Source organism: Bradyrhizobium uaiense, from assembly GCF_010811875.1.
In the GTDB taxonomy this organism is placed as follows: Bacteria; Pseudomonadota; Alphaproteobacteria; order Rhizobiales; family Xanthobacteraceae; genus Bradyrhizobium; species Bradyrhizobium uaiense.
In genome coordinates, this window is sequence record NZ_VKHP01000136.1 from 1 (window position 1) to 24,982 (window position 24,982).

Consider the following 24,982-nt stretch of genomic DNA (forward strand, 5'->3'; position numbering starts at 1 on the left):
TCCGGGCACGACGAACAAAGATACCGCTCAAGCCCGTCCAAGTTCCGATCTGCGGAACATGACGCCGTCTCCGGTCGCGGAGGCGGCGTTTGTCGTTCCGGAGCCTCCGGTATTGCTGTTGCGCCTGCCGAAAAATGTGTACGAACGGGCCACGACGCGCCACAATGTCCATCATCTCAGAGGGAGAAAACAATGCGTGAAGCCGTAATCGTTTCCTACGCGCGCACCGGCCTGGCGAAGTCCGGCCGTGGCGGATTCAACATCACCCCGCCGATGTCGCTGGCCGCACACGCCATCAAGCACGCGGTCGATCGCGCCGGCGTCGACAAGGAATATGTCGAGGATTGCTATCTCGGCAATTGCGCGCACGGCGCGCCGAACATCGGCCGCCAGGCGGCGCTGCTCGCCGGCATGCCGAAGTCGACCGCCGGTGTCTCGGTCAACCGCTTCTGCTCGTCGGGCCTGCAGACCATCGCGATGGCCGCCAACTCGATCCGCTCGGACGGCTCTGATTGCATCGTCGCCGGCGGCGTCGAGAGCATCTCGATTCCCGGCGGCGGCTCGCCGAAGGAATCGATCGATCCTGATTTGCTCAAGACTGCGCCCGACATTTTCATGGCGATGATCGACACCGCCGACATCGTCGCCGAGCGCTACAAGCTCAGCCGTGAATACCAGGACGAGTATTCGCTGGAGTCGCAGCGCCGCATGGCGGCCGCGCAACAGGCCAACAAGTTCAAGGACGAAATCGTCCCGATGAAGACCAAGATGAAGGTGGTCGACAAGGCGACCAAGGCCGAGTCGATCGTTGACTACGTGGTCGACCGTGACGAGTGCAACCGTCCGGAGACCACGCTGGAAGGTCTTGCCAAGCTCGAGCCGGTCAAGGGTCCGGGCAAGTTCGTCACCGCCGGCAATGCCAGCCAGCTCTCCGACGGCGCCGCCGCCGTGGTGCTGATGGAAGCCAAGGATGCCGAGAAGCGCGGCCTCAACCCGCTCGGCCGCTTCGTCGCCTGGGCCTCGGCCGGCTGCGAGCCCGACGAGATGGGCATCGGTCCGGTGTTCGCCGTGCCGAAGCTGCTGAAGCGCCATGGCCTCAAGGTCGACGACATCGATCTCTGGGAGCTCAACGAGGCGTTCGCCAGCCAGTGCCTCTATTCGCGCGACCAGCTCGGCATCGATCCCGAGAAGTACAACGTCAACGGCGGCTCGATCGCGATCGGCCACCCCTTCGGCATGACCGGTGCCCGGCTCACCGGCCACCTGCTGCAGGAAGGTCGTCGCCGCAAGGCCAAATGGGGCGTCGTGACCATGTGCATCGGTGGTGGTCAGGGCGGCGCAGGCCTGTTCGAGATCTACAGCTGAGCGCGATCGATACTGATTGTGTGAGACGAGCGGCCCGGCGGCATCGCCGGGCCGCTTTCATTTGAAGCCGGTCATGACGCCGGCACATCCGCCGCGGGTTCGCCGAATTCGAGCGCGGCGACCAGTTCGAGCGTCTGCCTGAGATCAGCGGCCTGCCTGGCGCCGAACGCCGTCTCGAAGCGGTCCTGCGCCTCAAGCCAGGCGGCCTGCGAGTCCGCAAGCCTGGCCTCGCCGCGTTTGGTCAGCCGCACCAGCCGGCTGCGGCGGTCATTCTTGTCGACGGTGATGGTCAACAGGCCGTCGCGCGCGAGCGGCTTCAGGTTGTGGTTGAGCGCGGTGCGGTCGAGCACCAGCGCTGCGGCAAGCTCCCCCATCGTCGGGGCTCCCGTTCGTCTGACATGGACCAGGATGGCCCGCTGCGTGCCACGCAGCCCCGATGTCGCGAGGGCCTGATCGTAGAGCTGCGATACCCGCCGCGTCGCCTTGCGCAACGCTGTGAGATTGCACCGGGTGGCTTCCGTCTTCGCCATTGGCTGCCTCCAAACTGGGCTTGACAGATACATGTATATGCACCTAATGGCAATAGATGTATATGCACATACCTGGAGGGTGTGATGTCTGAGGTCGAGGTGGACACCGTCGGGCTGGCGGTCGGACCTGAAGCGCGGCCGCGGTCCCGCGCGGCAACGGCAACCCCGCGGCAGGTCTTGGCGATCGTTTCTGTCGGGATCTGCCTCGCAAATCTCGACCTGTTCATCGTCAATGTCGGGCTGCCGAACATCGCGCAGGAATTCCGCGGCGCCTCGCTGGAGGACCTGTCCTGGATCCTCAATGGCTATGCGATCGTCTATGCGGCGCTGCTCGTGTTTTTCGGTCGGCTCGCCGAACGCCACAGCCGCAATCTCAGCTTCCTGCTTGGCGTAGCGCTGTTCACGGCAGCATCGGCGTCGTGTGCGCTGGCACCCAGTGTCGAGCTGCTGGTCCTGTCCCGCGTCGCGCAGGCCGCTGGTGCCGCATTGATGACGCCGACCTCGATCGGCCTGCTGCTGGCGTCGTTCCCGCCCGAGCAGCGCGCCGGTGCGGTGCGCACCTGGACGGCGATCGGCGGCCTCGCCGCAGCGCTAGGGCCGCTGGCAGGCGGCGTGCTTGTCACTTTCGACTGGCGCTGGATCTTCATCGTCAATGTCCCGATCGGCGTGATCGCGCTGATCATCGGCTGGCTCAAACTGCCCGAGGTGCCCGGCCACGACGTGCCGCGGCCGAGCTGGTGGGCGGCGCTACTGGTGACCTCAGGCATCGGCGCGCTGACATTCGCCATCGTGAAGGCGAATGACTGGGGATGGGGTTCGCGCGGCGTCGTGCTCGGCTTTGCCGTCGCAGGCCTCTCGCTTGCCGCCTTCGCATGGCACTGCTTCCGATCGAAGAATCCCTTCGTCGACCCTGCGCTGTTCAAGGTCAGGCCCTTTACCGGGGCGACGCTGGTCATGGCGCCTTACTCGGCGGCTTTCGGCGCGATGCTGCTGTCGGTGGCGCTGTGGGAGCAAACCGTGTGGGGGTGGTCGGCGCTGAAGACGGGCCTTGCGATCGCGCCGGGTCCGCTGCTTGTCCCGTTCACCTCGCTGTTGTTCGCCGGTCGCCTGATCGCGCGGTTTGGCGCGGCTGCCGTCGTGTCCGCCGGCATTATGTCGTTCGCGGGTGGCCTTATAGTCTGGGCAACGCTGCTTGGGGCTGACCCCAATATGCCTGCCTTTGTGGCAGGCATGGTGCTCACCGGTATCGGCGTCGGGCTGACCTTTCCGACCCTGATGGGCGTCGGCGCCGGGTCGCTGCCGCCGTCGTCGTTTGCCACCGGCTCCGGCGTCATCAACATGATCCGGCAGGCGGCGCTTGCGATCGGCGTCGCGATCTTCGTCGCGATCCTGGCTACGCCCGCCACGATGGCCGACAGGATCGCGGCGTTCCAGCGCGGTTGGTGGATCATGATCGCGATCACCATTGCCGGATTTGTGCCGAATTACCTGTTCATCCGGCGCAGATCGGATCGCTAAGACCCGAAAGACATCGCCGCGCCATCCGGCAGCCGCGGCGGCGTCATCGTCGCGCCGCAGCGAAACCTCAATCGAACCAGTCCCTTCCTCGCTGCGTCTCACCACGAGAAACGGCGCGCCAATGAGTTCGGCACGCCGTTCTCGCGCGCGATGCAGCGCTTTTCCGGAGGGATGTCATGCGAAGGATTGCCAATTGTCTTGTGACCACCAGCCTGGTGATGGTGGGTGCGCTGGTTGCCGGGCCGCTGCACGCGGCCAATCTCGACGCGGCCTCGCAGGTCGATGCCGTCACCGTCTATCCTGACGGCGCGAGCGTCACCCGCGTCATCACGCTCGATCTGCCCGCCGGCGACAACACCCTCATCGCGAAGGATTTCCCGATGGGGCTCGATCCGTCCTCGCTGCGGGTCGAAGGCGAGGCGGGCGGCCGGCTGACGATCGGCGCCATCGACGCGCGGCCGCCGCACCCGGTGACGCCGGCGAACCTGCCTGAGATCGAGAAGCGGATCGAGGCGCTGCGCGACCAGCGCGAGGATCTGCAGGGGATCATCACTGCGGCCGAGGCGCGGCGTAAATTCGCCGAGCATTTTGCCGAGGCCTCGCCGGTCGGCATCGGCGAGAAGGGCGAGGCGCGCCCGGTGAGCGAATGGCGAGCCGCGTTCTCGGCGGTGGGGGACGAAGTCGCGACCGCCGACAACGCGATCCGCGACGCCACGCGCAAGCAGCGCGACATCGATCGCGAGATCGCGCGGCTTGAGGCCGATCGCGCCGCCAAGCCGCCGAGCAAGCTCGAGGTGCGGATCGAGCTGGCGTCAGCTGCAGCGACGAAGGCCACGCTGCGGGTCACCTACGCGGTGCGCAGCGCCCGCTGGATGCCGATCTACGACGCTCGTCTCGATACCGGCGCCAAGGACCGCAAGCCCGCGATCGAACTGGTGCGCCGCGCCGAGATCACCCAGTCGACCGGGGAGGACTGGTCCAACGTGGCGCTCGTCGTCTCCACCGTGCGCGTCGCCCGCGGCGGCAATGCGCCCGATCTCAATTCGTTGATCGTGCGATATCCGCAGCCGCCGCGGCCGCTGGCGGCCGGCCGAGCGTTTGACAGCGTGCAACAGCCCTCGGCGCTTATGCCCGCACCGGCTGCGCCTTCAATGGAGCAGCATTTGTTCAAGAAGGCCGAGGAGCAGGAAGCTGCTGCCGAGGTCAGCGCCTTCCAGGCCACCTTCAAAATTCCCGGTCGCGTCAACGTCTCGGCCAATGAGGGCGCCAAGAGCCTGCGCATCTCGACCGCAACCATCACCCCCGATCTCGCGGTGCGCGCCGTTCCGGTGATCGATCCGACCGCGTTCCTGGAAGCGAGCTTCGTGCAGGCCGACGACGCGCCGCTTTTGCCGGGGCAGGTCTCGATCTACCGCGACGGCATCTTTGTCGGCCGCAGCCGGATGGCGACCGCCGCCAAGGACGAGACCGTGCGGCTCGGCTTCGGCGCCGACGACAAGGTCAAGATCGAGCGCACGGTGGTGAAGCGCAACGAAGGCTCCGCCGGCCTGATCGTGACGACGTCGAAAACCGACGAGCGCGCGTTCAAGACTACGGTGCGCAACGGCCACGACTTCCCGATCAAGGTCGCGATCCAGGATCAGCTCCCGGTCAGCGAGAACGACGATATCGTGGTCGAGATGCTGCCGTCGTCGACGCCTGCGACCACCACCAACCTGCGCGACAAGCGCGGCGTGCTGGAATGGGCGTTCGAGGCCAAGGCCGGCGAAGTCCGTGACATCAATTTCGCCTGGCGGATGCGCTGGCCCAAAGACAAGGGCGTCGTGATGGTGCCGGCGGGGTGATCTGCGTTAACTAGCGATGACATCCCTCCCGATCTCGGGCATCACTTTGCCAAAGGCAGCAAAGCCTGAGATCGGGAGGATCCATGAGCTACCAGCACATCATCGTCGATGATCCGCGTCCGCGCGTCCGCCGCATCACGCTGAACCGCCCCGAAAAGCGCAACGCGCTGAACAACCGGCTGCGCGGCGAGATTTTCGAGGTGCTGGAGCAGGCCGACCGCGACCCCGAGATTTCGATCTCGATCCTGCGCGGCGCGGGGCCGTGTTTTTCGGCGGGCTATGATCTCTCCGCCGACAATCGCGTGGACCAGCCCTATCATTCGGCATCCGGCCCCGGCCAATGGTCGCGCCATGTCGTCGAGGGCTGGTTCTCGATCTGGGATCTCGCCAAGCCCGTGATTGCGCAGGTGCACGGCTATTGCCTCGCCGGCGGCACCGAGCTCGCGACCGCCTGCGACGTGGTCTATGTCGCTGACGACGCCCAGATCGGCTATCCGCCGGTGCGGCTGATGAGCCCGCCCGACATGCAGTATCACCCGTGGCTGGTCGGCATGCGCCGCGCCATGGAATTGATGCTCACGGGTGATGCGATGTCCGGACGTGAGGCCGCCGAATGGGGTTATGCGACCCGCTCGTTCCCGCTCTCGGAACTGGAGAGCAAGACGCTCGATTTCGCCGAGCGCGCGGCGAAAGTGCCGGTCGAGTTGCAGCAGCTCAACAAGCGCTCGGTGCATCGCGCGATGGAAATCATGGGCGCCCGCGCTGCGATGCGCGCCGGCACCGAGATCCAGGCGCTGGCCTTCACGACCGAGGCCAGCAAGGCCTACATGGCGGGCTTCCGCCGCGACGGCGGCAGCGTGAAAGCCCAGCTCGACCAGCGCGACACGACGTTCGGAGATTACCGGACAAAGAAGGAATGACGCTTGGCGGCGGACGCTTGTTGTTTTGACGCGTTTGCTTCACGCGAACCGGTGTCCACTTCGCTTGAAAACGCGCTAGAAGCCCGCGTCCTCCTCCAGCCATTGCTGATTGTCCCAGCGCGCGCGACGGCCGAGGACATATTCGCGAACATCGTCCATGAACCGCACCTTGCTGGCGAGCGCTCCGATGAAGGCGGCGACCGCCGCGATCCAGGGCCAGAGATGCGCGAGCAGGGAGGCGGGAATTTGGTGGGCGAACCCCGCCTGCAGCGCGGCGGTTGCGAAGTAAGCCAACACGGCCCATGCAACGGCCAGGATCGTTGCCACCCACTCATAGGTATTTTGGTGAAGTCGCACCAACCGGCGCATCAGGCATAGATAGGCGAAGTAGACGAGCACGCCGAGCATCAAGGCGATGCATGCCGGTGGCAGGCCCCAGCTTTGGTCCCAAGTCAGGTACACAACGAAGCCCGCGGCGATGAGCGCCTCGATGTAGGTCAGGCTGGATTTTTCTCGCATGATCGGCCCCAAAGCGATTCAAGTATCGGTCGACGCTATCATCATCCAGCGCGTTGCTAGAAGTGCAATTGTAGGACAACCGTTGGGCATGGGCTTGGCGTGGTAGGTCTATCACCGTCACCCCCGCGCTAAGGCGAAGCCTTGGCGGAGATGACGAGATTGGCCATCCGCAAATTCGCTGTCATGCCCCGCCTTGAGCGGGGCATCCAGTACGCCGCGGCTTATCCGTTGAACTCTGACGCCTCTGGAATACTGGGTCGCCCGGTCCCGTCTACGCCAAGGCTTCGACGAGGCCATGAGTGCATGGCGCGCCGAAGCTTTAGCGGAGGCGGCGAGCCGGGCGACGACATTGTTGTTCGGGGTGGGCGCGCGCCTACTTCGCCTTCAGGAAGTCACCCACTTCGAGCAGCACGAACTCGTCGTCATCGGCCTTGTTCGGATCGCGGCTCGAGGAGAACGGCAGGTTGTTGTCGTTGCCGACGATGATGTGGGTCTCGTCGACGCGGTCGACATTCTCGATGGTGAAGAACGGGAAGGTGTAGACGCCGTCGTTGAGCGGCTTGCGGGCCTTCTTGTTCGGATCACGGATCTTCATCAGGTCGATATAGGCGATCTTGCGCACGGGCTTGCCGACATTGGCGTCGGACAGCTCGATCTTGTAGACGCGCTTGAACTTGGCAAGATCAGGGAAGCAGTTTTCGCCGCGCTGGCCTTGCGGGCAGGCCCTGTCGGCGGTGCCTTCGCCATTGTCGCGCTCGATCACGAGGCCTTGGGTCGGGTCGATCATGTTGAAGTCGCCGATCGCGTTGCCGTTCTGCTCGAACACATACTGCCAGTAGCGCCCGGTGAACTTCTCCGCCGCGACGTCGAATTCGAGGATGCGCGAGGCTTCCTTGCCGTCGACCTTCTCCCAGTCCTTCTTGTCGGCATCCCACAGCGGCCCTTCGAGCAGGCCGTAGAGGAACTTGCCGTCCTTGGAGGAGGCGAAGCCTTCATAGCCCTTGGAGCGGCGCAGATTGACGTTGGTATAGGAGGCGCCGGGCGCGCCGGGCGACTGCACGGCCCAGTGATCCGGCGAGCGCACCGGCTTGCCGTCCGCGACCGTCTCGAACACGGCGAGGATCTTGCCGGTCTTGTCGGCCTTGAGGATGTAGGGCCCGAACTCGTCGCCGATCCAGAAAACGTCGTTGATGATCTGGAAGCCCTCGGTGTCGAAGTCGGCGCCAGTCAAATAGCGCTTGGCGGTGTCCTCATGCACGATGCGGAACGGCACCTTCTTGTCGGGATCATGCAGGAACACGGTCTCCTGGCGCTCGATCTTGCCGCCGGCCCAATCCATCTTGTAACGATTCAGGTACAGCATCGAATCCGCCGAGTTGTAGCGCGAGCCCATGCCGTTGTCGGTGATCACCCAGAACGAGCCGTCGGGCATCGCCTTGATGCCGGAATGGCCCTGCAGCGGCTGGCCCTTGAACGGCAGCGACACGCCGGTCGGCCGTTCATAGGACTTGCCCATCACGGTGCCGATGGCGTCGACGCGCTTGCCGGTGGTGTACTTGCCCGAGGTCTTCAGATCGTTCGGGGCGTCAGCCGGCGCGTCGATGAAGCTCTCCGCCGGCATCACGGCGTGTCCGGCCAGCGTCGCCGGAAATTCGCCCTCGCTCTGCGCGAACGCCGGTGTGGCGAGCAGCAGCGAGGCAACGGAGCAGAGCAGGGACAGGCGCATGGTTGATCTCCCAAAGGATAAACGATGCGGTGTTCTCCGAGGCGCCGGTTACAGCCGGCTGACAGTTTTGTGAATGACGCGTATTGCGACGGGATAAGGCTTGCGGCGTTACGTCGCCTGGCTCGCCGGCCGCATTGTCTGCGGCAGCAGGAACGGCACACCGGCTCCGGTGTATTGGATCGTAACGTCGATTTCGAAGATCTTGCGAAGCGTGTCGGCCTGCATCGCGGCGGCGCGGTCGCCGTCGACGGCAAGCCGTCCGCGATGCAGCAGCAGGATGCGATCGGCGAACCGCATCGCGAGGTTGAGGTCATGCAGGATCGCGATCACGGCGGTGCCGCGCTGGGCACGCCGCCGGGCGGTTTCGACCAGGTCGATCTGGTGCCGCAGGTCGAGGCTCGAGGTCGGCTCGTCCAGCAGCAAAAGCCCCGGCCCATGCAGCGCCTCGCCGCAGGCGAGCTGCACGAGCACGCGGGCGAAATGCGCGCGCTGCTGCTCGCCGCCAGACAGCGTCGGCAATTGCCTGGAACGGAAATGCGAAAGCCCAACCTCGTCCAGCGCCGCCGCGACCAGCGCACGCGTCACGGCGCGCGGGCTCTCGCCGGCGCCCATGCTGACGATTTCCTCGACGGTGAACGGGAAGGTGACGTTGATGTGCTGCGACAGCATCGCGCGATGCTGCGCCAATTCGCGCGGACCCCAGGCATGGAGGTCGCGTTGCCTGAGCCGGATCGCCCCGCGCGACGGACGGAGGTCGCCGGACAGCATCCGCAATAACGTCGATTTGCCGGCACCGTTGGGGCCGACGATCGCGACCATTTCGCCCGCGTCAACCTGCAGTGAGACGGCATCGACCAGCTTCGCACCGCCTACTGTCATCGATACCGACTGCGCCTCGAGCAGGGTGGTCATAGCGACACCAGCCCCCGTTGTCGCAGCAACATGGCGAGGAAGAACGGCGCGCCGATGGCCGCAGTCAGGATGCCGATCGGCATTTCCGCCGGTGCTACGATGGTGCGCGCCACCGTGTCGGCGCCGACCAGCAGGATCGCGCCGAGCAATGCCGAGGCCGGCAGCAGCAGGCGATGCGCAGGTCCGATGACGAGACGCAACAGATGCGGCACCACGATGCCGACGAAACCAACCACGCCGCAGACCGAGACCGCAACCCCGGTCATCGCCGACACCAGCACGATCGAGATCCGCTTCAGCCGTTCGACATCGACGCCGCTGTGGAACGCCTCGGCTTCGCCGAGCACCAGCACGTCGAGCCCGCGCGCGATCGAAAGGCAGGCGATCAGGGCCGCGGCCAGCACCGGCGCCAGCGCTGACAGCTTGGCCCAGGTCGCGCCGCTCAGCGAGCCCAGCATCCAGAAGGTGATGTCGCGAAGCTGGCGGTCGTCGGCGACGAACACCAGAAGGCCGATGCCGGCATTGGCGATCGCGGCAATCGCCAGCCCGGCCAGCAGGAAGATCGCAATCGCCGTGCGGCCACCGCGGCTCGCAATGCCATAAAGCACGATGGTCGTAACCAGCGAACCGGCGAAGGCCGCGATCGGCAGCAACTGATGTTGCAGGAAGCGCAGGCTCTCGCCGAGATGGCTGTCGGTGAAGACGATCGCGGCCGCCGCGGCAAACGCGCCGCCGGAGGAGACGCCGACCAGCGCGGGGTCGGCGAGCGGATTGCGGAACAGGCCCTGCATGATCGCGCCGGAAACGGCAAGCAGGCCGCCGACCATTGCGGCCGCCGCGATCCGGGGAATGCGGATCGACCACACCACGAGCTGGTCGCGCGCGAGCAATGGGTTGGCTGCGCCATCGGCCCATAGACCGAGCGCAGCCGGCAGCCGTGCCAACGGAATGCCGGCGGCTCCGACCGTCAAGGCGACCAGCGCGGTCCCAGCGAGCGCCGCCAGCAGACAGAGCAGGGTGAGTGTCGCCGCCGGTCGCAGCGACATGCCGGCGCGTCGCTGTTTCGCACCCGCGCGGCGCTCGGCCATCACGCTCATTGCCGGCAGTTCGCGGTCAACGCGGATGGCTTGAAGTTGTCGGCCTCTGGCGCCAGCGCCGGATAGAGTTTGATCGAGAGGTCGCGCGCCGCGGCCGCGGTGCGCGGTCCGAAGCCGAGCAGATAAAGCCCCTCCATCGAGATGAAGGCCTTGTTGGCCGCGACCGGCGTCAGCGCAAAGGCCGGATGGGTGAACACGGCTTCCGAGGTCAGCGAATCCTTGCCGCGATCGATCGACAGCACGACATCCGGCTTCGCCGCCACGATGGCCTCGTCGTTGACCGGCTTGTAGCCGTCGTAACCGTCGATGGCGTTGACGCCGCCGGCGAGCTGGATGATCTCGTCCGCGGCGGTCTTGTGGCCCGCGGCGAGCGCGCGCCCGTTCAGGAGCGACATCATGAACATCACGCGTACCGGCTTTGCCACCTTGGCACGTAGCGCGCGGAGTTGGCCGAGATCGCTTTCTACCGCCGTGGCGAGGCAGGCGGCGCGCGGATCGGCGCCCATGGCGTGACCCACCAGCCTGATCTTCTCGATCAATCCGGCCTCCGAGAAGGTCTCGGGCACCAGCACCAGCGGCACCTTGGCGGCCTCCAGCACGTCCATCGTCTCCTTCGGCCCGGAGCCCTGCACCGCGAGCACCAGCGACGGGTGCAGGCCGAGCACGCCCTCCGGTGACAGCTGCCGCATGTAGCCGACGTCGGGCTTTTCGCGCAGCGCCGCCGACGGGTACAGGCTGGTGGCGTCGACGCCGGCGATGCGGTCCTCGAAGCCGAGCGCATAGAGGATCTCGGTGATCGCGCCGCCGATCGAAACGATCCGTGTGGGATCGTCGATCACGACGTCGCGGTCGCGCGCGTCGTGCACGGTGATGCCCTCGGCGGTTGCGGCGCCGATCGGCAGTAGACAGGAGAATGCGAGCAGAGCGAGCGTGCGACAAATTGTCATCGAGGCAGTCACTTGGTGAGGATCAGCTTGTTCTGCGAAGTCAGCCGCAGCCGGTAGTGCTCTTCGCCATGCACGATGATGAGCTCGCGTTCGGTCGAGAACAGGTCGCGGCTGTCGAGACGATTTCCGCGCATGATGAGGGTTTTGGCCGCGTCAGACGCGGAATCGGCCTGCTTTCCCGCTGCGCCGAACCTGTCTCCGGAAGTTGCCGACATTCTTGTGGTGCTGCGCTTTCGATATTTTCAAATGGTGCTTGCTTGTATAGTCGGGCGAAGGCGCAATCCAACGGCTGCAATTTACAATCGATGTAAACAGCGCCGCCGCATTCTTGACCGTTTTGTTGCGGGCCCGTAACCAATCATCACAGCATGCAAGCGGGTGGCTTGCATCGCAACGTAGCCAGCAAGCCGCTCACCAGAGCGCACGCCAGCCAAACCGGAAGAGCGATGATTAGGCTGGGGCTAGTATGGCTGACGGGGCTAGGGTTTCGCGCGTCCTGATTTTGGGCGCGTCGGTGTTTTCATTTTCGGCAGCGCTGCCGGAGAGCAGTTTCGCGCAGACAGCCGATGCGTCGGCGGTGCGTCCCGCGACCGAGCGGCCGAAGCAGGCCAAGCGGAAGCCGAAGCCCGCTGCCGAACAGCAGGCCACGGTATCGCCCGCGATGAATGCGCGCGCGCAGATCGGAGCGGTGCCGGTGCAGTCGCTCGACACCATCACGGCGGTGGCGTCCAAGACCGACGAGCGCGCGATCGATGCGCTGGCGCCGGTCAGCTCCGTCACGCTGGAGAAGATTCAGGGCCTGCAGCCGAACAGGATTTCCGACATTTTCTACAGTGTTCCCGGCGTCTCGTTCCAGGAGCGCGGCGACGATCCGGCGACCGTCATCAACATCCGCGGCTTGCAGGACTTCGGCCGCGTCGCAGTTGTCGTCGACGGCGCGCGGCAGAACTACCAGCGCACCGGCCACAACGCCAACGGCTCGTTCTTCCTCGATCCCGAACGATCGGCGGCGTCGACGTGGTGCGCGGCCCGACCGCGAACATCTACGGCTCCGGCGCGATCGGCGGCGTGGTCTCGTTCCGCACCAAGGATATCGACGATGTGGTGCGTCCCGGCGAGCGTTGGGGTGTCGACATGTCGGGCTCCTACGGCTCCAACAAGGATCGCGGCATGGGCTCGGTATTCGGTGGCGTCCGGGCCGATCCGAATGTCGACGTGTTCGGCGGGGCGGTCTACCGCACCCAGAGCAACTACAAGGACGGCGCGGGCACCGAGATCGGCAATACCGGCAATGATATCGCGGCCGGCCTGATGAAGGTGACGATCCGCCCGGCCGAAGGCCACGAGTTCAAGATCGGCGGCATCTTCCAGGACTACCAGTACAATATCGGCCAGCCGAACCGCGGCCCGACCACGACGGCGGCGCCGCTGGCGGCGATCGCGGGCTCCTCGGTCTACGCTTCCGATGCAAGGAACTACACGGGGACGCTGAGCTGGCGATACTCCAAGCCCGACGACATGCTGTTCGACTGGAACATCTCCGTCTATGGCAACCGCACCGACAACGATCAGGTCAAGACCTACAACAACCGCATCACCACAGGCGGCGGTGTCTGCACGCTCGCCAATCCCGGCAACAACATCTCCGGCTGCGTCGGTGACAAGCGCGGCTATTCGCTCGACACCGTCGGCCTCGACGTCAACAACACCTCGCGCTTCAATTTCGGTGACTGGCGCAATGCCGTGACCTACGGCTTCGATGCCTTCCGCGATGATGCCGAGACCTTCGATTCCCGGGGTAACTCCAACATCACGACGCCGGGCGGCCAGCGCACGGTGTCCGGCGGCTTCGTGCAGTTGAAGCAGAATTATTCGACCTGGCTCGAGCTCGTCAGCGCCGTCCGTTACGATCACTACGAGCTCAACTCGATCAACACCACGACCAGCGGCGACCGGCTGTCGCCGAAGATCACGCTCGGCGTCACGCCGGTCGCCGGCTTCACGCCTTATGTGAGCTATGCCGAAGGCTATCGCGCGCCGTCGATCACCGAAACCCTGATCGCGGGCGGCCACGCCACCGGCGGCGGGCCGGCGCTGTTCAACTGTCCCGACGGCACCAGCGGCCTGTTCTGCTTCCTGCCCAACGCGGCGCTGCGGCCCGAGGTCGGCAAGAACAAGGAGGCCGGCATCAACCTGAAGTATGACGGCATCTTCACCCCGAACGACTCGTTCCGCAGCAAGATCAACGTGTTCCGCAACGACGTCGACGGCTATATCGACCTCGTCGCGTCGGCGCCGACCGCAACACCGTTCGGACGGTTCAGCCAGTTCTACCAGTACCAGAACCTCGCCCACGCTCGCATCGAGGGCTTTGAGCTCGAGACGATGTATGACGCGGGCGACTGGTTCGTGGGCGTCGCCGGCCATCTGATGCGCGGCCGGAACACCGAGACCAATGTCGGGCTCGCCACCATCACGCCGCGCAAGGTGACGACGACGGGCGGCGTGCGCCTGCTCGACCGTTCGCTGATCATCGCCGCGCAATGGTCCTCGTTCGGTGCCAACAACAATCTGCCGGCGGGCTATCTGCCCTCGACCGGCTACGAGCTGGTTAATCTCTATGTGACCTGGAACGCCACCAAGGACATCACCTTCACGGCGTCGGTCGATAACCTCTTGAACCAGTACTATCGGCCCTATGCGATCCCGGGCTCCTCGTCCGACGGCACGACGCAGAACGACGTGCTGTTCTCGAGCCCCGGTCCGGGCACCGTCTACAAGGCCGGTCTGAAGATTCACCTTGGTGGAGCGTAACGCGACAAGCCGATCATTCCATCCAGGTTGCTCCGGCCGCGCTGGTGCCCCCAGCGCGGCTTTGGCGCATTCATGATATTAACGAGATCAACCGGCAGGAGCCAAGGCAACGTCCAAGGCATTGTCCAAGGCATCCGCCGCCAACAGGAGAAGGCTTTCATGTTCATCGCAATGAACCGGTTTCAGGTGATCAAGGGCAAGGAGCAGGCGTTCGAGACGGTCTGGAAGACGCGCGAATCCTATCTCGGCGATCTGCCCGGCTTCATCGAGTTTCATCTGGTGAAGGGCCCCGAGGCCGAGGACCATACGCTCTATGCGACCCATACCGTCTGGGCCAGCAAGACGGCGTTCGAGGACTGGACCAAGTCGGATGCGTTCCGCCGCGCCCATTCCCGCGCCGGCAACGAGACCGGCGGCAGCCTCTATCTCGGCCATCCCAAATTCGAGGGTTTCGAGGTGCTGATCACCGAGCGCGCGAAGAGCCCGGCGTGACGGAGGCCGCCGTGCAGGACGCGGAGCTTGCCGGGTTGAAAGCCCATATGGCGGACAATCCCGGCGCGGTCATCGAGGACGTCGCGCGCGAGCGCAAGGTCACGCCGCGCGCCGTGCTCGAGGCGCTGCCTGAGAACATGGTGCGGATCGGTGCCGGGGAATTCGCCGCCGCGATGCAGGACGTCGCGGAATGGGGCGAGGTGACGCTGATCGTGCACACCGATGATGCGATCTTCGAATTCACCGGCGCCATTCCGAAAGGCGAGGTCGGCCGCGGCTATTTCAACCTGATGCAGCCGAAGGGGCTGCACGGCCATCTCAGGCACGAGCGCTGCGCGGCGATCGCGTTCGTGGAGCGGCCGTTCATGGGCAAGGTGTCGGCTTTCATCGCCTTCATCAATGTCGACGGCGGCATCATGTTCAAGGTGTTCGTCGGCCGTGACGAGACGCGCGCGCTGCGCGGCGATCAGCTGGCGCACTTCCACGCGCTGGCGGACCGTCTCGCGCCGAAAGCGAGCTGAGAGTAACAAAGGACGGGAGGCGATCATGTCGTATCGCTGGCTTGTACGAAGCATCTGGATAGCGGCATCTGCCGCGCTCGACATGCTGCCCGGGGCGAGCCTTGCCGCAACCGACGCCGCGCTGCTGCCGCGTAACCTCTCGCCCTGGGGCATGTTCGCGAGCGCCGACGTCGTCGTGAAGGCGGTGATGATCGGGCTTGCGTTTGCTTCGCTCGTCACCTGGACGGTCTGGCTCGCCAAGACTGTCGAGCTCCGCCGCAAGACCGCGCTTGCCAAGCAGCGGATCGGCCTGTTCGAGCGCGACACGCTGCTTGCCGAGGTCGAGCGGGCGAGCCGCGACAGCAACGACGCCGTGGCGCAGATCGTGCACTCGGCATCGCGTGAGGCCGAACTCTCAGGTGGAATCTTCGATGACGGCTTCAAGGAGCGCATCGCGCTGCGGCTCGAGCGCGTCGAGGCGGCGATGTCGCGGCAGATCGCGCGCGGCACCGGCGTGCTGGCGACGATCGGCGCCACCGCGCCGTTCGTCGGCCTGTTCGGCACGGTGTGGGGCATCATGAATGCTTTCATCGGGATTTCCGGGGCCCACACAACCAATCTCGCGGTGGTGGCGCCGGGCATTGCCGAGGCGCTGCTCGCGACCGCCCTCGGCCTCGTTGCGGCGATTCCGGCGGTCGTGATCTACAATCATCTGACCCGCTCGATCGCGGCCTACCGGGCGCTGCTCGGTGATGCCTCGGTCATGGTGATGCTGCTGGTCAGCCGCGAGGGCGATCGCAGCTTGTTCCGGCTGGCGCGCGCCGCGGAGTAGGCGATGGGCGCGAAGCTCGGCTCAGGCGGTGCGTTCGGTAGCCGGCGTCGCGGCGACGACGATCTGGCCGAAACGCATGAGATCAATGTTACGCCGTTCATCGACGTGATGCTGGTGCTGCTGATCATCTTCATGGTGGCGGCGCCGCTCGCGACCGTCGATCTCGGCGTCGATCTGCCGGCCTCGACCGCCGAGCCGCAACCGCGGCCGGACAGGCCGGTGTTCGTCACCGTGAAGCCCGACCTCTCGGTCGCGATCGGTGAGGACGTGATCGCGCGCGATGGGCTGACGTCGGCGCTCGATAGCGCCACGCAGGGCAAGAAGGACGAACGAATCTTCCTGCGCGCCGACAAGGCGGTCAGCTATGGCGACCTGATGGAGGTGATGAACCTGCTGCGCAACGCCGGCTATCTCAAGATCGCACTGGTCGGCCTCGACGGGCGAAGCTGATTCCATGAATGCCTATGCGCTTCACGATGTGGGCGGCGACATCCGGCTGAGGCGCTGGGGCCTCTCGGCGGCCGCGATCCTGGCGGCGCATGCGGCGTTGCTCGCGCTCGGCATGACATGGGTCTCGGCACCGCCGCAGGGTGTCGCCGTGCCGGCGGTGCTGGTCGACCTGACGCCGATCACATCCGCGCCGGAGATTTCGGAGACCGAGCTGCCGCCGGGCCCGGCGATGCAGGAGGCGGATGCCGCGCCGCCGGAGCCCGCCGCCGCGCAGGCTGTGCGAGAGGAGATCGCGCCGACGCCGCTGCAGGAGAAGCCCGAGGTGACGGCGCCGCCGGAGCAGAAGCAGGTCACGCCGCCAAAGCCCGAGCCTGAGAAACTCGTTCCGGAGCACAAGCCCGAGCCGATCAAGCCGAAGGTCATCCGCCGGGACGCAAAGAAGCCGTCGGACGCGACGCCGGCGCCGCGCACCAGCGCGCCGAGCCGTGCCGAACGGCAGGCACCCGTTGCGTCCGCGATCAGCGCAGGTGCGGCGGCTTCGGCGATCGCGGCATACAATTTGCGCGTTCGCTCGCATCTGTTGCGCTTCCACTCCTATCCGGCCGGCGGCAACGGCCAGCGCGGCGTGGTCCGGCTGGTGTTTACGCTCGGCCGCAGCGGGCAGGTGCTGTCGAGCCATCTCGGCGGCTCGTCCGGAAATCCGGCCTTCGACGCGCGGGCGCTGGCGATGGTGCGGCAGGCACAACCATTTCCGGCGTTTCCGGAGGAGGTCACGCAAGGCTCGATGGGGTTCAGTGTGCCGGTCGCGTTCGTGCCGCGGTAGGGCAGGCAAGTTCAGCGCTGATCCGCTGAGCAACCTTTCCCCGTCATCCTGAGGAGCGCGGAACGCGCGTCTCGAAGGATCGACGGCCCGGCTGTGGCCGTGCATCCTTCGAGGCTCGCTCCGCTCGCACCTCAGGATGACGGGGATAGAGCTACTGCGCGTTGGTGCCCGCTTACTCCTTCACCGCGCCGGTCAACGACGACACGTAGTAGTCGACGAACAGCGAGTAGAACAGGGCGACCGGCAGCGAGCCGAGCAGCGAGCCAGCCATCAGCGCGCCCCACTGGTAGACGTCGCCGGTGACGAGCTCGGTCAAGATCGCGACCGGCACCGTCTTGTTGGCGCCACTCTGGATGAAGGCGAGCGCATAGATGAACTCGTTCCACGACAGCGTGAAGGAGAAGATGCCGGCCGAGATCAGGCCGGGCACCGCGAGCGGCAGCGTGATCCGCCACAGGATCTGCAGCCGCGTCGCACCGTCGACCAGCGCGCATTCCTCGAGTTCATAGGGGATCGACTTGAAATAGCCGATCAACAGCCAGGTGCAGAACGGCACCAGGAAGGTCGGGTAGACCAGGATCAGCGCCAGCGGTGAATCGAACAGGCCGAACTGCACGATCACGGTGGCGAGCGGAATGAACAGGATCGACGGCGGCACCAGATAGGCGAGGTAGATGCCGAGCCCGACATAGGGGCTGCCGCGGAAGCGCAGCCGCTCGATCGCGTAGGCGGCGAGCGTCGAGGCGAACAACGACAGGAAGGTCGAGCCGATCGCAACCAGCATGGTCGTCTTCAGCCAACGCGGATACGACGTCTCGAACAACAGATGCTTGATATGCGCGAGCGTCGGCGAGGTGATCCAGAACGGGTTGTGCTCCTTGTAGTTCAACAGCTCCGCGTTCGGCTTGAACGAGGTGATCGCCATCCAGTAGAACGGGAACAGCAGGATCAGGATGAAGCAGGCGAGCGGCAGATAGATCATCACCACGCGCCGGGTGCGGGAATCCCACGCCATCGTATCGGGCGTGGCGCTGGCGACGTTGGAAGCTGCGACGTCAGTCATTGGCTTCTCCCTGCTGCCATTTGCGGCGTGCGAGGCCGAAGTAACTGAACAAGGTTGCGAACACGAGAAACGGGATCATCGAGACCGCGATCGCAGCGCCTTCGCCGAGTTCGCCGCCGGCGATGCCGCGCTGGAACGCCAGTGTCGCGAGCAAATGGGTCGAGTTGACCGGGCCGCCGCGGGTGATGGCGTAGACCAGCTGGAAGTCGGTGAAAGTGAAGATGATCGAGAACGTCATCACGATCGCCAGGATCGGCATCATCATCGGGAAGGTGATGTAGCGGAAGCGCTGCCACGAGGTGGCGCCGTCGAGCATCGCGGCTTCATAGAGTGAGGGCGAGATGGTCTGCAAGCCCGCCAGGAGCGAGATCGCCACGAACGGAATGCCGCGCCAGATATTGGCCGCGATCAGCGAGAAACGCGCCGGCCAGGGCGAGCCGAGGAAGTCGACATTGCTGTCGCGCAGGTGCAGCACGTCGACCAGCAGATAGGAGATGATCGAGAACTGCGGATCGTAGATCCACCAGAACGCCAGCGCCGAGAGCACGGTCGGCACGATCCACGGCAGCAGCACGATGGCGCGGATCAGGCTCTTGAACGGAAAATGGTTGTTGAGCAGCAGCGCCAGCCAGAAGCCGAGAGCGAATTTTCCGAAGGTCGCGACCGCGGTATAGAAGATCGAGTAGAACACCGCGTTCCACCACAGGGGGTCCTTGAGCAGATACTGGAAGTTCTCCAGCCCGATATAGATGCCGCGCTGACCGATCGTGGTGTCGGTGAACGCGAGCCAGATGCCGAGGCCGAGCGGATAGGTGAGGAACACCAGCAGCAGGCCGATCGCAGGCGCCAGGCACATCACGATCAGGAACGGCTTGTAGTCGAACAGGCGCGCGAGCCGGCCGGGTTGCCGGAGCGCCGCACCGCCGCGCGATGGGAAGGTCGTTACGGACATTGAATGCTCGTCTTGTCGTCATTGCGAGGAGCGAAGCGACGAAGCAATCCATTTCTCGTCGTGGTGCTATGGATGCTTCGCTTCGCTCGCAATGACGGTTGATTTAAGTTTCGCAGTTCAATGACCGCCGTTATCGGTTCTGCCGGCGAAAGTATCGCTTGGCGCGTTGCTCGGCTTCCGCGGCGGCGGCCTCAGGCGTGGCCGCATCGGTCGCGACGGAGGCGCACATCTGCACCAGCACGTAGTCGGCATTGACGGCGCCGGTCGCGGTCGAGATCGGCCCCTTGTAGCCGTTGTAATAGGGGCTCTTCATCGTGTTCTTGAAGATCGCGACCTTGGGATCGCCCGACCACACCGCCGCGTCCGCGTAGGCTGCGAGCGGCTGCGACCAGTAACCGGAGTTGGCATTGAGCCAGGGCTCGTACTGCTCCTTTTCCAGCATGAATTGCAGGAACGCCTTCGCCGCATTGGGATAGGGGCTGTGCTTGAACACCATCGCATTCAAGGTCAGGCCCGACATCGGCGAGGTCGATGCCAGTCCCTTGGGCAGGAGCTGGTGCTCGGTGTCGTCGGCGATCGCCTTGGTCGCGGGATCGTTCTTCAGCGAGAAGTACAGCGAGACGCCGTTGGCGGTCAGGCCGATCTCCTGCGACGAGTAGGCGCGGTTGTTGGAGACGTCGTTCCAGGACGGCGTGCCGGCGATGAAGGTCGGATAGAGTTCCTTCAGATATTTCAGCGCGGCGATCGTCTCCTTGCTGTTGATGATGATATTGCCTTCCTCATCCAGCAATGCGGCGTTGTGCGACCACAGCAGCCAGTTGGCGAAGCCGTTGCCGTCGCCGACGGCGTTGCCGAGCGCAAAGCCCGCCGGCTTGCCGGCCGTCTTGAGCTTCTTGCAGAGTTCGAGGATGCCGGCATGGTCTTCCGGCACCTTGTCGAAGCCGGCCGCATTGACCAGCGACTTGCGGTAAACCAGCGGGCCGCCCGAGGCGCCGAACGGCAGGCCGATCCAGCTCTTGGATTTGGAACGCATGCCGTAGCGCTGTGCCAGCGCAAACCAGCCGCCGTAGCGATTGCCGAGATAGTCGGCGACGTCGGTCAGCTCGATCAGCTTGTCGATATAGATATGCGGCGCGTCGCCGAAGCCGATGATGATGTCCGGCCCGGCGCCGGAGTTCGAGGTCACCGCGGTCTGCTGGTTGATGTCCTCCCAGCCGACGAAGTCGACCTTGATCTCGACGCCGGTCTTGTCGGTGAACTTCTTGGCATTGGCGCGGAACACGTCTTCGTCGGCCTGGACGAAGCGCACCGGCCGCAGCATGCGCAAGGTCGCGCCCTTTTCGATCGGGAGCGACGGTGCTGCCACGTCGGCAGCCTTTATTTTCGACGCTTCCTGCGCCGAAGCGCGAGTGATTGCCAGCGCCGCTGCGGAAGCTCCCAGCGCCAGCGCGCCGCGACGCGTGACCTCATACGTCATGTCGTTTGCACTCCCTGTCTCTATTGCTCCTTCCCGGCGTTGACCGCCGGTGAAGGGTCTTGTCGTCTCGGTGCGCGAAAGGCGAGACAAGCCTTCGCGCGGAGAGCGTCGTCCCGCCTAGCTGTTCGGACCGCGATCCATGCTGACGGGCTGCCAGCGGCGTAGCGCGGTGTTTTGCAGCACCGACGGGTTGACGCAGCTTACCGGCCACATGCCTTGCAGCACTAGTGACAATTCGTAGCCCACGCGGCGCTTGCGCGCTTCGTCAAAACGTGCCGATGCCGAGGCGACATGCGCAGTCAAGGTAACATTGTCCATCCCGAGCATCGGATTGTTGTGCGACGGCGGTTCCTTTTCCAGCACGTCGAGTGCGGCGTGGGCGATCCAGCCCTCCTGCAGCGCCTTGATCAGCGATTCCTCGTCGACGGTGGCACCGCGGCCTGTGTTGATGAAGACGGCCGATTTCTTCATCTGGCGAAAATGCTTCTCGGTCAGCATGTGGTGCACCTCGGGCCGCGCCGGGGCGTGCATCGAGACGAAATCCGACTGCGACAGCACCTCCGACAATGTCGAGGGGATCACGCCGTGATCGTACATCAGCGTTTCCTGGATGAACGGATCGTAGGCCATCATCCGGAGGCCGAACGGCGCGGCGCGCTTGGCTACCGCGCGGGCGACCCGGCCGAACGAGATGAAGCCTAGCGTCTGGCCCATCAGCCGCGGAATCTTCAAGAGCGCCGGACGGCCTTCGGCCCAGCGGCCGGTGCGCACCATCTTGTCCTGCTCGATCAGGCGGCGGAAGCCTGCGAGCAGCAGCATCATGGCATGGTCGGCGACTTCCTCGATGAAGGTGTCGGGGATGTTGGTGACGGGGATGCCGCGGGCGGTGGCGGCCTTCACGTCGACCGAGTCGACGCCGACGCTGCCGAGCGTGATCACCTTGCAATTCTCGAGCGCGTCGATGACCGCCTTGGTGATCGGCATGCCCTTGGCGTAGATCGCGTCCGCGGTCCGCGCCGCGGCGATGAATTCGGCTTCGTTGGCCGGCGCTTCGACGATCTCCGCACCGATCGGATCGAGCGCCTCGCGCTCATAATCATAGCCGCCGCCGGCGACCGTGAAGCTCGCGCCCTTCGGCGTGACGACCCTGAATTTCGACATTGTCTGCTCCCGATGTGAGGTCTTCTGTTCTTGCTTCTTGCTGGTTTGCTTCTTGATCTTCTTGCTTCTCGGAGCGCGGCCTGGATCGCCGCTTTTCCTACTTCTACGCGAGCGGCGCTGCTCTCTCTACAATTGCCGGTTGGTCCGAGGCCCGATTCTCCGGGCTTCTACGGGGAACCACCGTAACCATCAGGTAAAGGGTCTCACATTACGGTGATCGGAATCAATCCGCCAATCGCGTCGCGTTCCCCGCCTCTTCTGGAGACCCCCGTGAAGCTTTCAAATCTGAAGATCACCCCCAAGCTCGGCATTCTGGTGGGGGTGGCGCTCCTTGGCCTGTGCACGGCCGGCGTCCTGGCAATCAATTTGATGCAGCGTGAGATGACGAATGCGCGCGTCGATCAGGCCAAAGCCATGGTCGAGATGGCGAAGAACATGGCCGCGAGTCTGAAGAAGGAGGTCGACGCCGGAAAGATGACCAAGGAAGCGGCACTCGCCGAGTTGGGCAAGCTCGGCAACGCGATGACCTACGACAACGGCTCGGGCTATCTGTTCGGCACCGACTACAACGGCATCACGGTGCTGGCGCCCGATCCGAAACAGGTCGGGACCAACCGCATGGATGTCGTGACCAATGGCCGCAAACTGTCTTGGGAGCTGATGAACGGCGTGAAGGCCAATGGCGCGATCCTGCTGTTCTATGAATATGTGAAGCCTGGCCAGGAGACGCCGATCCGAAAGCTCGGTTACGCGGTCGCGGTGCCCGGCTTCGATATGTATCTCGGCACCGGCGCCTATCTCGACGATATCGACGCCAAGATGCGGCCGATCGCCTGGCTGCTCGGCCTTGCGATCCTCGGCATCGGCATCGTTTCCGGTTCGGTCGCATGGCTGATCGGCCGCAGCATCTCCCGGCCGCTCAACCTGCTCGGCGCCCGGATGCGCGACATCGCAGACGGCAAGCTCGACGGCGACATCCCCGGGGTCGGCCGAGGCGATGAGGTCGGCGGGATGGCGGCGACCGTGCAGATATTCAAGGACAATGCGATCCGTATCCGCGGCCTGGAGCAGGCCGAGGCTGAGACGCAGGCGCGCGCCACCACCGAGCGCCGCAGCGCGATGGAGAATATCGCGAGCGATTTCGAGCGCAGCGTGAACGGCATCGTCCGCACGGTGGCCTCCGCCGCCGCCGGCATGCAGACGACGGCGCAGTCGATGACCGCGACTGCAAGTGACGCCAGCGCGCGGGCTGCGACCGTCGGCGCCGCCTCCGACTCGGCCTCCAACAATGTCGGCACGGTTGCTGCCGCGGCCGAGGAGCTCTCCAGCTCGGTTGCGGAAATCTCCCGCCAGGTGGCGCGCTCCAGCGAGGTCGCCAGCCAGGCGGTGGCCGATGCCGAGCGCACCAACGCGACCGTGCAGGCGCTCTCCACCGGCGCCGAGAAGATCGGCGAGGTGGTCAAGCTGATCCATTCGATCGCCGCCCAGACCAATTTGCTGGCGCTCAACGCCACCATCGAGGCGGCGCGCGCCGGCGAATCCGGCCGCGGTTTCGCGGTGGTCGCCTCCGAGGTGAAGGCACTGGCCAACCAGACCGCGAAGGCGACCGAGGAAATCTCGGCGCAGGTTGCCGCGATGCAGGCGTCCACCGGCGAGGCGGTGACCTCGATCGGCGGCATCACCGCGACCATTGCGCAGATGAGCGAGATCACCGCCTCGATCTCGACTGCGATCGACCAGCAGGGCGATGCGACGCGTGAGATCGCCCGCAACATTCAGCAGGTCGCAGCCGGCTCGAGCGAGATTTCCGCCCATATCGGCGGCGTCACCACCGCGGCCGCCGCCACCGGCACCGCGGCGAGCGACGTGCTGTCGAATGCGCGCGAGCTCGACACCCAGTCCGGCATGCTGCGCAACGCGGTCGACGAGTTCCTGCAGAAGGTCCGCGCGGCGTAACGGATTGCGTAGGGTGGGTTAGCTGAAGGCGTACCCACCCTGCGCTTCTCTCATCCGTCATCCTGAGGTGCGAGCGGAGCGAGCCTCGAAGGATGTACGGCCCCGCTGGTGGCCGTCGATCCTTCGAGACGCGCTACGCGCTCCTCAGGATGACGGAGTTGGCAGACTTCATCGCTTCACTCCCGGGCCGTCGCAGGGGTGCGCCGCCAAAATATCGAAAACAACCCCATGCAAAGGAGCCGGTGACGGCGGCCAGCCAACTTGACACGTCGGGCAAATCAGTGTCATATTTCTGATATTCCGAAAATTGACCGTGAGGGCGTTACGATCCCGCCGGGAAGACCTGCGCGACGTGAAACGCCTTGGTGGTGACGAGCCACCTGCCGTCGATCCGATGAAACACCAGATGGTCGATGAAGCCGGTCTGGCCGGCCCTGACGCGCACCTTGGCGATGGCGAGATCGGACGCGGTCTGCTCGATGCTGATGATGGCCTCGTCGCGCGGCGATCTCATCGACGCCGGCGAGGGACGGCTGCGGATGAAGTCGCGGAATTCCGCCGCCGACCGCACCGTGTGCTTGCCGTCCCGGATGCCGTGCACGATGCAGGCATCGGAGAAGACGTCGCGGAACCGGCTGTCGTCGACGTCGTACATCAGGTTGAAATATCCATCGATCGCGGATGCGATGGCCTGGATGTCGCTCATTGCAAAATCTCCTTAGGCGATGATGTGGCGGTGGCCTCACCGGACCAGACCGGTGATCTGCGCCGACAGTGGCCGATATGGTGGCGGAGTGCTACGACTGGGCGGTCATCTCTTGGATGACTGAGAGGCATCGGCATGGACGAAGTTGACGGTCGGCTGGTTGACGGGCTGGTGGTCCTCGCGGCGCTGGCGGATGCGCGCAGTTTCGGCCGGGCCGCCGAACGGCTCGGGAAAGAGCAAACCAGGGGGCAGAAAGGGGGGGGCAAACACCGAAGGCGGCGCGGGGAGTGGGGAGGGGCCGGGTAAACCCGGGCGACGGAAGGGCGGTGCGTTTTGAAAACCACGCACCCCGAGAACAAGGCGAAAACACAGGAATGG

23 protein-coding genes and 2 pseudogenes are annotated in these 24,982 nt (G+C 65.0%); 12 read left to right on the forward strand and 13 right to left on the reverse strand.

From position 1 onward, the window contains the following. Positions 1–208, forward strand: a 208-nt coding sequence (locus tag FNJ47_RS50575) for a hypothetical protein (protein ID WP_206685356.1), incomplete at its 5' end; no start/stop codon positions are given. Then, positions 193–1,365, forward strand: a complete 1,173-nt coding sequence (locus FNJ47_RS27750) for a thiolase family protein (protein ID WP_163158885.1) — start codon at positions 193–195, stop codon at positions 1,363–1,365. The genes FNJ47_RS50575 and FNJ47_RS27750, both read left to right, overlap by 16 nt. A 71-nt stretch (positions 1,366–1,436) precedes the next feature. On the opposite strand, the gene FNJ47_RS27755 is transcribed toward FNJ47_RS27750, so the two are convergent. Beyond that, entirely contained in the window at positions 1,437–1,895 is a 459-nt protein-coding gene (locus tag FNJ47_RS27755; protein WP_163158888.1) for a MarR family winged helix-turn-helix transcriptional regulator, read from the reverse strand. Positions 1,896–1,979: 84 nt separating this feature from the next. Between FNJ47_RS27755 and FNJ47_RS27760 the strand changes: the two genes are divergently transcribed. From FNJ47_RS27760 to FNJ47_RS27770, 3 genes are all read left to right on the forward strand, one after another. Continuing rightward, positions 1,980–3,413, forward strand: a complete 1,434-nt coding sequence (locus FNJ47_RS27760; protein ID WP_163158890.1) for an MFS transporter — start codon at positions 1,980–1,982, stop codon at positions 3,411–3,413. Positions 3,414–3,589: 176 nt separating this feature from the next. Next, positions 3,590–5,257: a mucoidy inhibitor MuiA family protein gene (locus FNJ47_RS27765; RefSeq protein ID WP_163158893.1), complete on the forward strand. Its 1,668-nt coding sequence runs from the start codon at positions 3,590–3,592 to the stop codon at positions 5,255–5,257. A gap of 83 nt (positions 5,258–5,340) precedes the next feature. Next, complete coding sequence (locus tag FNJ47_RS27770) at positions 5,341–6,177, forward strand: enoyl-CoA hydratase-related protein (protein WP_163158895.1); 837 nt, start codon at positions 5,341–5,343, stop codon at positions 6,175–6,177. Positions 6,178–6,252: 75 nt separating this feature from the next. On the opposite strand, the gene FNJ47_RS27775 is transcribed toward FNJ47_RS27770, so the two are convergent. The 6 genes from FNJ47_RS27775 to hemP all read right to left on the reverse strand — a co-directional run bounded on the left by FNJ47_RS27775 (position 6,253) and on the right by hemP (position 11,593). After that, positions 6,253–6,696 carry a hypothetical protein gene (locus tag FNJ47_RS27775; protein ID WP_163158897.1) on the reverse strand — a complete coding sequence of 148 codons (444 nt, stop codon included), beginning with the start codon at positions 6,694–6,696 and terminating at the stop codon, positions 6,253–6,255. A 373-nt stretch (positions 6,697–7,069) separates the two neighbouring features. Then, entirely contained in the window at positions 7,070–8,422 is a 1,353-nt protein-coding gene (locus FNJ47_RS27780) for an esterase-like activity of phytase family protein (RefSeq protein ID WP_163158899.1), read from the reverse strand. Between the two features lie 108 nt (positions 8,423–8,530). Continuing rightward, positions 8,531–9,334, reverse strand: a complete 804-nt coding sequence (locus FNJ47_RS27785) for a heme ABC transporter ATP-binding protein (RefSeq protein ID WP_163158901.1) — start codon at positions 9,332–9,334, stop codon at positions 8,531–8,533. Beyond that, a complete protein-coding gene (locus FNJ47_RS27790; RefSeq protein ID WP_163158903.1) occupies positions 9,331–10,431 on the reverse strand; it encodes a FecCD family ABC transporter permease in 1,101 nt (366 codons plus the stop codon). Before FNJ47_RS27790 ends, FNJ47_RS27785 begins: the two co-directional genes overlap by 4 nt. Beyond that, entirely contained in the window at positions 10,428–11,378 is a 951-nt protein-coding gene (locus FNJ47_RS27795; protein WP_163158905.1) for a heme/hemin ABC transporter substrate-binding protein, read from the reverse strand. The genes FNJ47_RS27790 and FNJ47_RS27795 overlap by 4 nt, the downstream gene beginning before the upstream one ends. 8 nt (positions 11,379–11,386) lie before the next feature. Further along, the gene (gene hemP / locus FNJ47_RS27800; RefSeq protein ID WP_163158908.1) at positions 11,387–11,593 is read right to left on the reverse strand and encodes a hemin uptake protein HemP; all 207 of its coding nucleotides are present in this window, start codon (positions 11,591–11,593) and stop codon (positions 11,387–11,389) included. 251 nt (positions 11,594–11,844) lie between these two features. On the opposite strand from hemP, the pseudogene FNJ47_RS27805 reads away from it, so the two are divergent. The 6 genes and pseudogenes from FNJ47_RS27805 (at position 11,845) to FNJ47_RS27830 (ending at position 17,289) form a co-directional block, all read left to right on the forward strand. Then, positions 11,845–14,192, forward strand: a pseudogene (locus FNJ47_RS27805) (TonB-dependent hemoglobin/transferrin/lactoferrin family receptor). 159 nt (positions 14,193–14,351) lie between these two features. Next, on the forward strand, positions 14,352–14,684 hold the full coding sequence (gene hmuQ / locus FNJ47_RS27810) for a heme-degrading protein HmuQ (protein WP_163158910.1): 333 nt from the start codon (positions 14,352–14,354) through the stop codon (positions 14,682–14,684). Between the two features lie 47 nt (positions 14,685–14,731). Beyond that, positions 14,732–15,205: a heme utilization cystosolic carrier protein HutX gene (gene hutX, locus FNJ47_RS27815; RefSeq protein ID WP_165445901.1), complete on the forward strand. Its 474-nt coding sequence runs from the start codon at positions 14,732–14,734 to the stop codon at positions 15,203–15,205. A gap of 25 nt (positions 15,206–15,230) precedes the next feature. Next, on the forward strand, positions 15,231–16,016 hold the full coding sequence (gene exbB / locus FNJ47_RS27820; protein ID WP_163158912.1) for a tonB-system energizer ExbB: 786 nt from the start codon (positions 15,231–15,233) through the stop codon (positions 16,014–16,016). A 3-nt stretch (positions 16,017–16,019) separates the two neighbouring features. Then, positions 16,020–16,466: a TonB system transport protein ExbD gene (gene exbD / locus FNJ47_RS27825; RefSeq protein WP_163158914.1), complete on the forward strand. Its 447-nt coding sequence runs from the start codon at positions 16,020–16,022 to the stop codon at positions 16,464–16,466. Between the two features lie 4 nt (positions 16,467–16,470). Continuing rightward, on the forward strand, positions 16,471–17,289 hold the full coding sequence (locus FNJ47_RS27830) for an energy transducer TonB family protein (RefSeq protein ID WP_163158916.1): 819 nt from the start codon (positions 16,471–16,473) through the stop codon (positions 17,287–17,289). A gap of 172 nt (positions 17,290–17,461) precedes the next feature. Here the strand turns inward: FNJ47_RS27830 and FNJ47_RS27835 are convergent, their stop codons facing one another. From FNJ47_RS27835 to FNJ47_RS27850, 4 genes are all read right to left on the reverse strand, one after another. Then, a complete protein-coding gene (locus tag FNJ47_RS27835) occupies positions 17,462–18,304 on the reverse strand; it encodes a carbohydrate ABC transporter permease (RefSeq protein ID WP_420831354.1) in 843 nt (280 codons plus the stop codon). A gap of 40 nt (positions 18,305–18,344) precedes the next feature. Beyond that, positions 18,345–19,304: a carbohydrate ABC transporter permease gene (locus FNJ47_RS27840; RefSeq protein ID WP_163158921.1), complete on the reverse strand. Its 960-nt coding sequence runs from the start codon at positions 19,302–19,304 to the stop codon at positions 18,345–18,347. A 130-nt stretch (positions 19,305–19,434) separates the two neighbouring features. After that, positions 19,435–20,781: an ABC transporter substrate-binding protein gene (locus FNJ47_RS27845; RefSeq protein WP_163158923.1), complete on the reverse strand. Its 1,347-nt coding sequence runs from the start codon at positions 20,779–20,781 to the stop codon at positions 19,435–19,437. A 117-nt stretch (positions 20,782–20,898) separates the two neighbouring features. Next, the gene (locus tag FNJ47_RS27850; RefSeq protein ID WP_163158925.1) at positions 20,899–21,942 is read right to left on the reverse strand and encodes a C-terminal binding protein; all 1,044 of its coding nucleotides are present in this window, start codon (positions 21,940–21,942) and stop codon (positions 20,899–20,901) included. Positions 21,943–22,212: 270 nt separating this feature from the next. On the opposite strand from FNJ47_RS27850, the gene FNJ47_RS27855 reads away from it, so the two are divergent. Continuing rightward, positions 22,213–23,898 carry a methyl-accepting chemotaxis protein gene (locus tag FNJ47_RS27855; RefSeq protein WP_163158927.1) on the forward strand — a complete coding sequence of 562 codons (1,686 nt, stop codon included), beginning with the start codon at positions 22,213–22,215 and terminating at the stop codon, positions 23,896–23,898. Positions 23,899–24,220: 322 nt separating this feature from the next. Here FNJ47_RS27855 and FNJ47_RS27860 read toward each other — a convergent pair whose 3' ends face one another. After that, positions 24,221–24,604, reverse strand: coding sequence for a nuclear transport factor 2 family protein (locus FNJ47_RS27860; protein ID WP_163158929.1), 384 nt, complete (start codon positions 24,602–24,604; stop codon positions 24,221–24,223). Positions 24,605–24,709: 105 nt separating this feature from the next. After that, positions 24,710–24,982 (reverse strand): annotated as a pseudogene (locus FNJ47_RS50580) (hypothetical protein); the annotation flags it as partial.

Excerpts from the sequence above, each read along its gene's own strand:
- FNJ47_RS27750 (WP_163158885.1), top strand. The coding sequence starts at position 193 with ATGCGTGAAGCCGTAATCGTTTCCTACGCGCGCACCGGCCTGGCGAAG.
- FNJ47_RS27755 (WP_163158888.1), bottom strand. The coding sequence starts at position 1,895 with ATGGCGAAGACGGAAGCCACCCGGTGCAATCTCACAGCGTTGCGCAAG.
- FNJ47_RS27760 (WP_163158890.1), top strand. The coding sequence starts at position 1,980 with ATGTCTGAGGTCGAGGTGGACACCGTCGGGCTGGCGGTCGGACCTGAA.
- FNJ47_RS27765 (WP_163158893.1), top strand. The coding sequence starts at position 3,590 with ATGCGAAGGATTGCCAATTGTCTTGTGACCACCAGCCTGGTGATGGTG.
- FNJ47_RS27770 (WP_163158895.1), top strand. The coding sequence starts at position 5,341 with ATGAGCTACCAGCACATCATCGTCGATGATCCGCGTCCGCGCGTCCGC.
- FNJ47_RS27775 (WP_163158897.1), bottom strand. The coding sequence starts at position 6,696 with ATGCGAGAAAAATCCAGCCTGACCTACATCGAGGCGCTCATCGCCGCG.
- FNJ47_RS27780 (WP_163158899.1), bottom strand. The coding sequence starts at position 8,422 with ATGCGCCTGTCCCTGCTCTGCTCCGTTGCCTCGCTGCTGCTCGCCACA.
- FNJ47_RS27785 (WP_163158901.1), bottom strand. The coding sequence starts at position 9,334 with ATGACCACCCTGCTCGAGGCGCAGTCGGTATCGATGACAGTAGGCGGT.
- FNJ47_RS27790 (WP_163158903.1), bottom strand. The coding sequence starts at position 10,431 with ATGAGCGTGATGGCCGAGCGCCGCGCGGGTGCGAAACAGCGACGCGCC.
- FNJ47_RS27795 (WP_163158905.1), bottom strand. The coding sequence starts at position 11,378 with ATGACAATTTGTCGCACGCTCGCTCTGCTCGCATTCTCCTGTCTACTG.
- hemP (WP_163158908.1), bottom strand. The coding sequence starts at position 11,593 with ATGTCGGCAACTTCCGGAGACAGGTTCGGCGCAGCGGGAAAGCAGGCC.
- hmuQ (WP_163158910.1), top strand. The coding sequence starts at position 14,352 with ATGTTCATCGCAATGAACCGGTTTCAGGTGATCAAGGGCAAGGAGCAG.
- hutX (WP_165445901.1), top strand. The coding sequence starts at position 14,732 with ATGGCGGACAATCCCGGCGCGGTCATCGAGGACGTCGCGCGCGAGCGC.
- exbB (WP_163158912.1), top strand. The coding sequence starts at position 15,231 with ATGTCGTATCGCTGGCTTGTACGAAGCATCTGGATAGCGGCATCTGCC.
- exbD (WP_163158914.1), top strand. The coding sequence starts at position 16,020 with ATGGGCGCGAAGCTCGGCTCAGGCGGTGCGTTCGGTAGCCGGCGTCGC.
- FNJ47_RS27830 (WP_163158916.1), top strand. The coding sequence starts at position 16,471 with ATGAATGCCTATGCGCTTCACGATGTGGGCGGCGACATCCGGCTGAGG.
- FNJ47_RS27835 (WP_420831354.1), bottom strand. The coding sequence starts at position 18,304 with ATGGCGTGGGATTCCCGCACCCGGCGCGTGGTGATGATCTATCTGCCG.
- FNJ47_RS27840 (WP_163158921.1), bottom strand. The coding sequence starts at position 19,304 with ATGTCCGTAACGACCTTCCCATCGCGCGGCGGTGCGGCGCTCCGGCAA.
- FNJ47_RS27845 (WP_163158923.1), bottom strand. The coding sequence starts at position 20,781 with ATGACGTATGAGGTCACGCGTCGCGGCGCGCTGGCGCTGGGAGCTTCC.
- FNJ47_RS27850 (WP_163158925.1), bottom strand. The coding sequence starts at position 21,942 with ATGTCGAAATTCAGGGTCGTCACGCCGAAGGGCGCGAGCTTCACGGTC.
- FNJ47_RS27860 (WP_163158929.1), bottom strand. The coding sequence starts at position 24,604 with ATGAGCGACATCCAGGCCATCGCATCCGCGATCGATGGATATTTCAAC.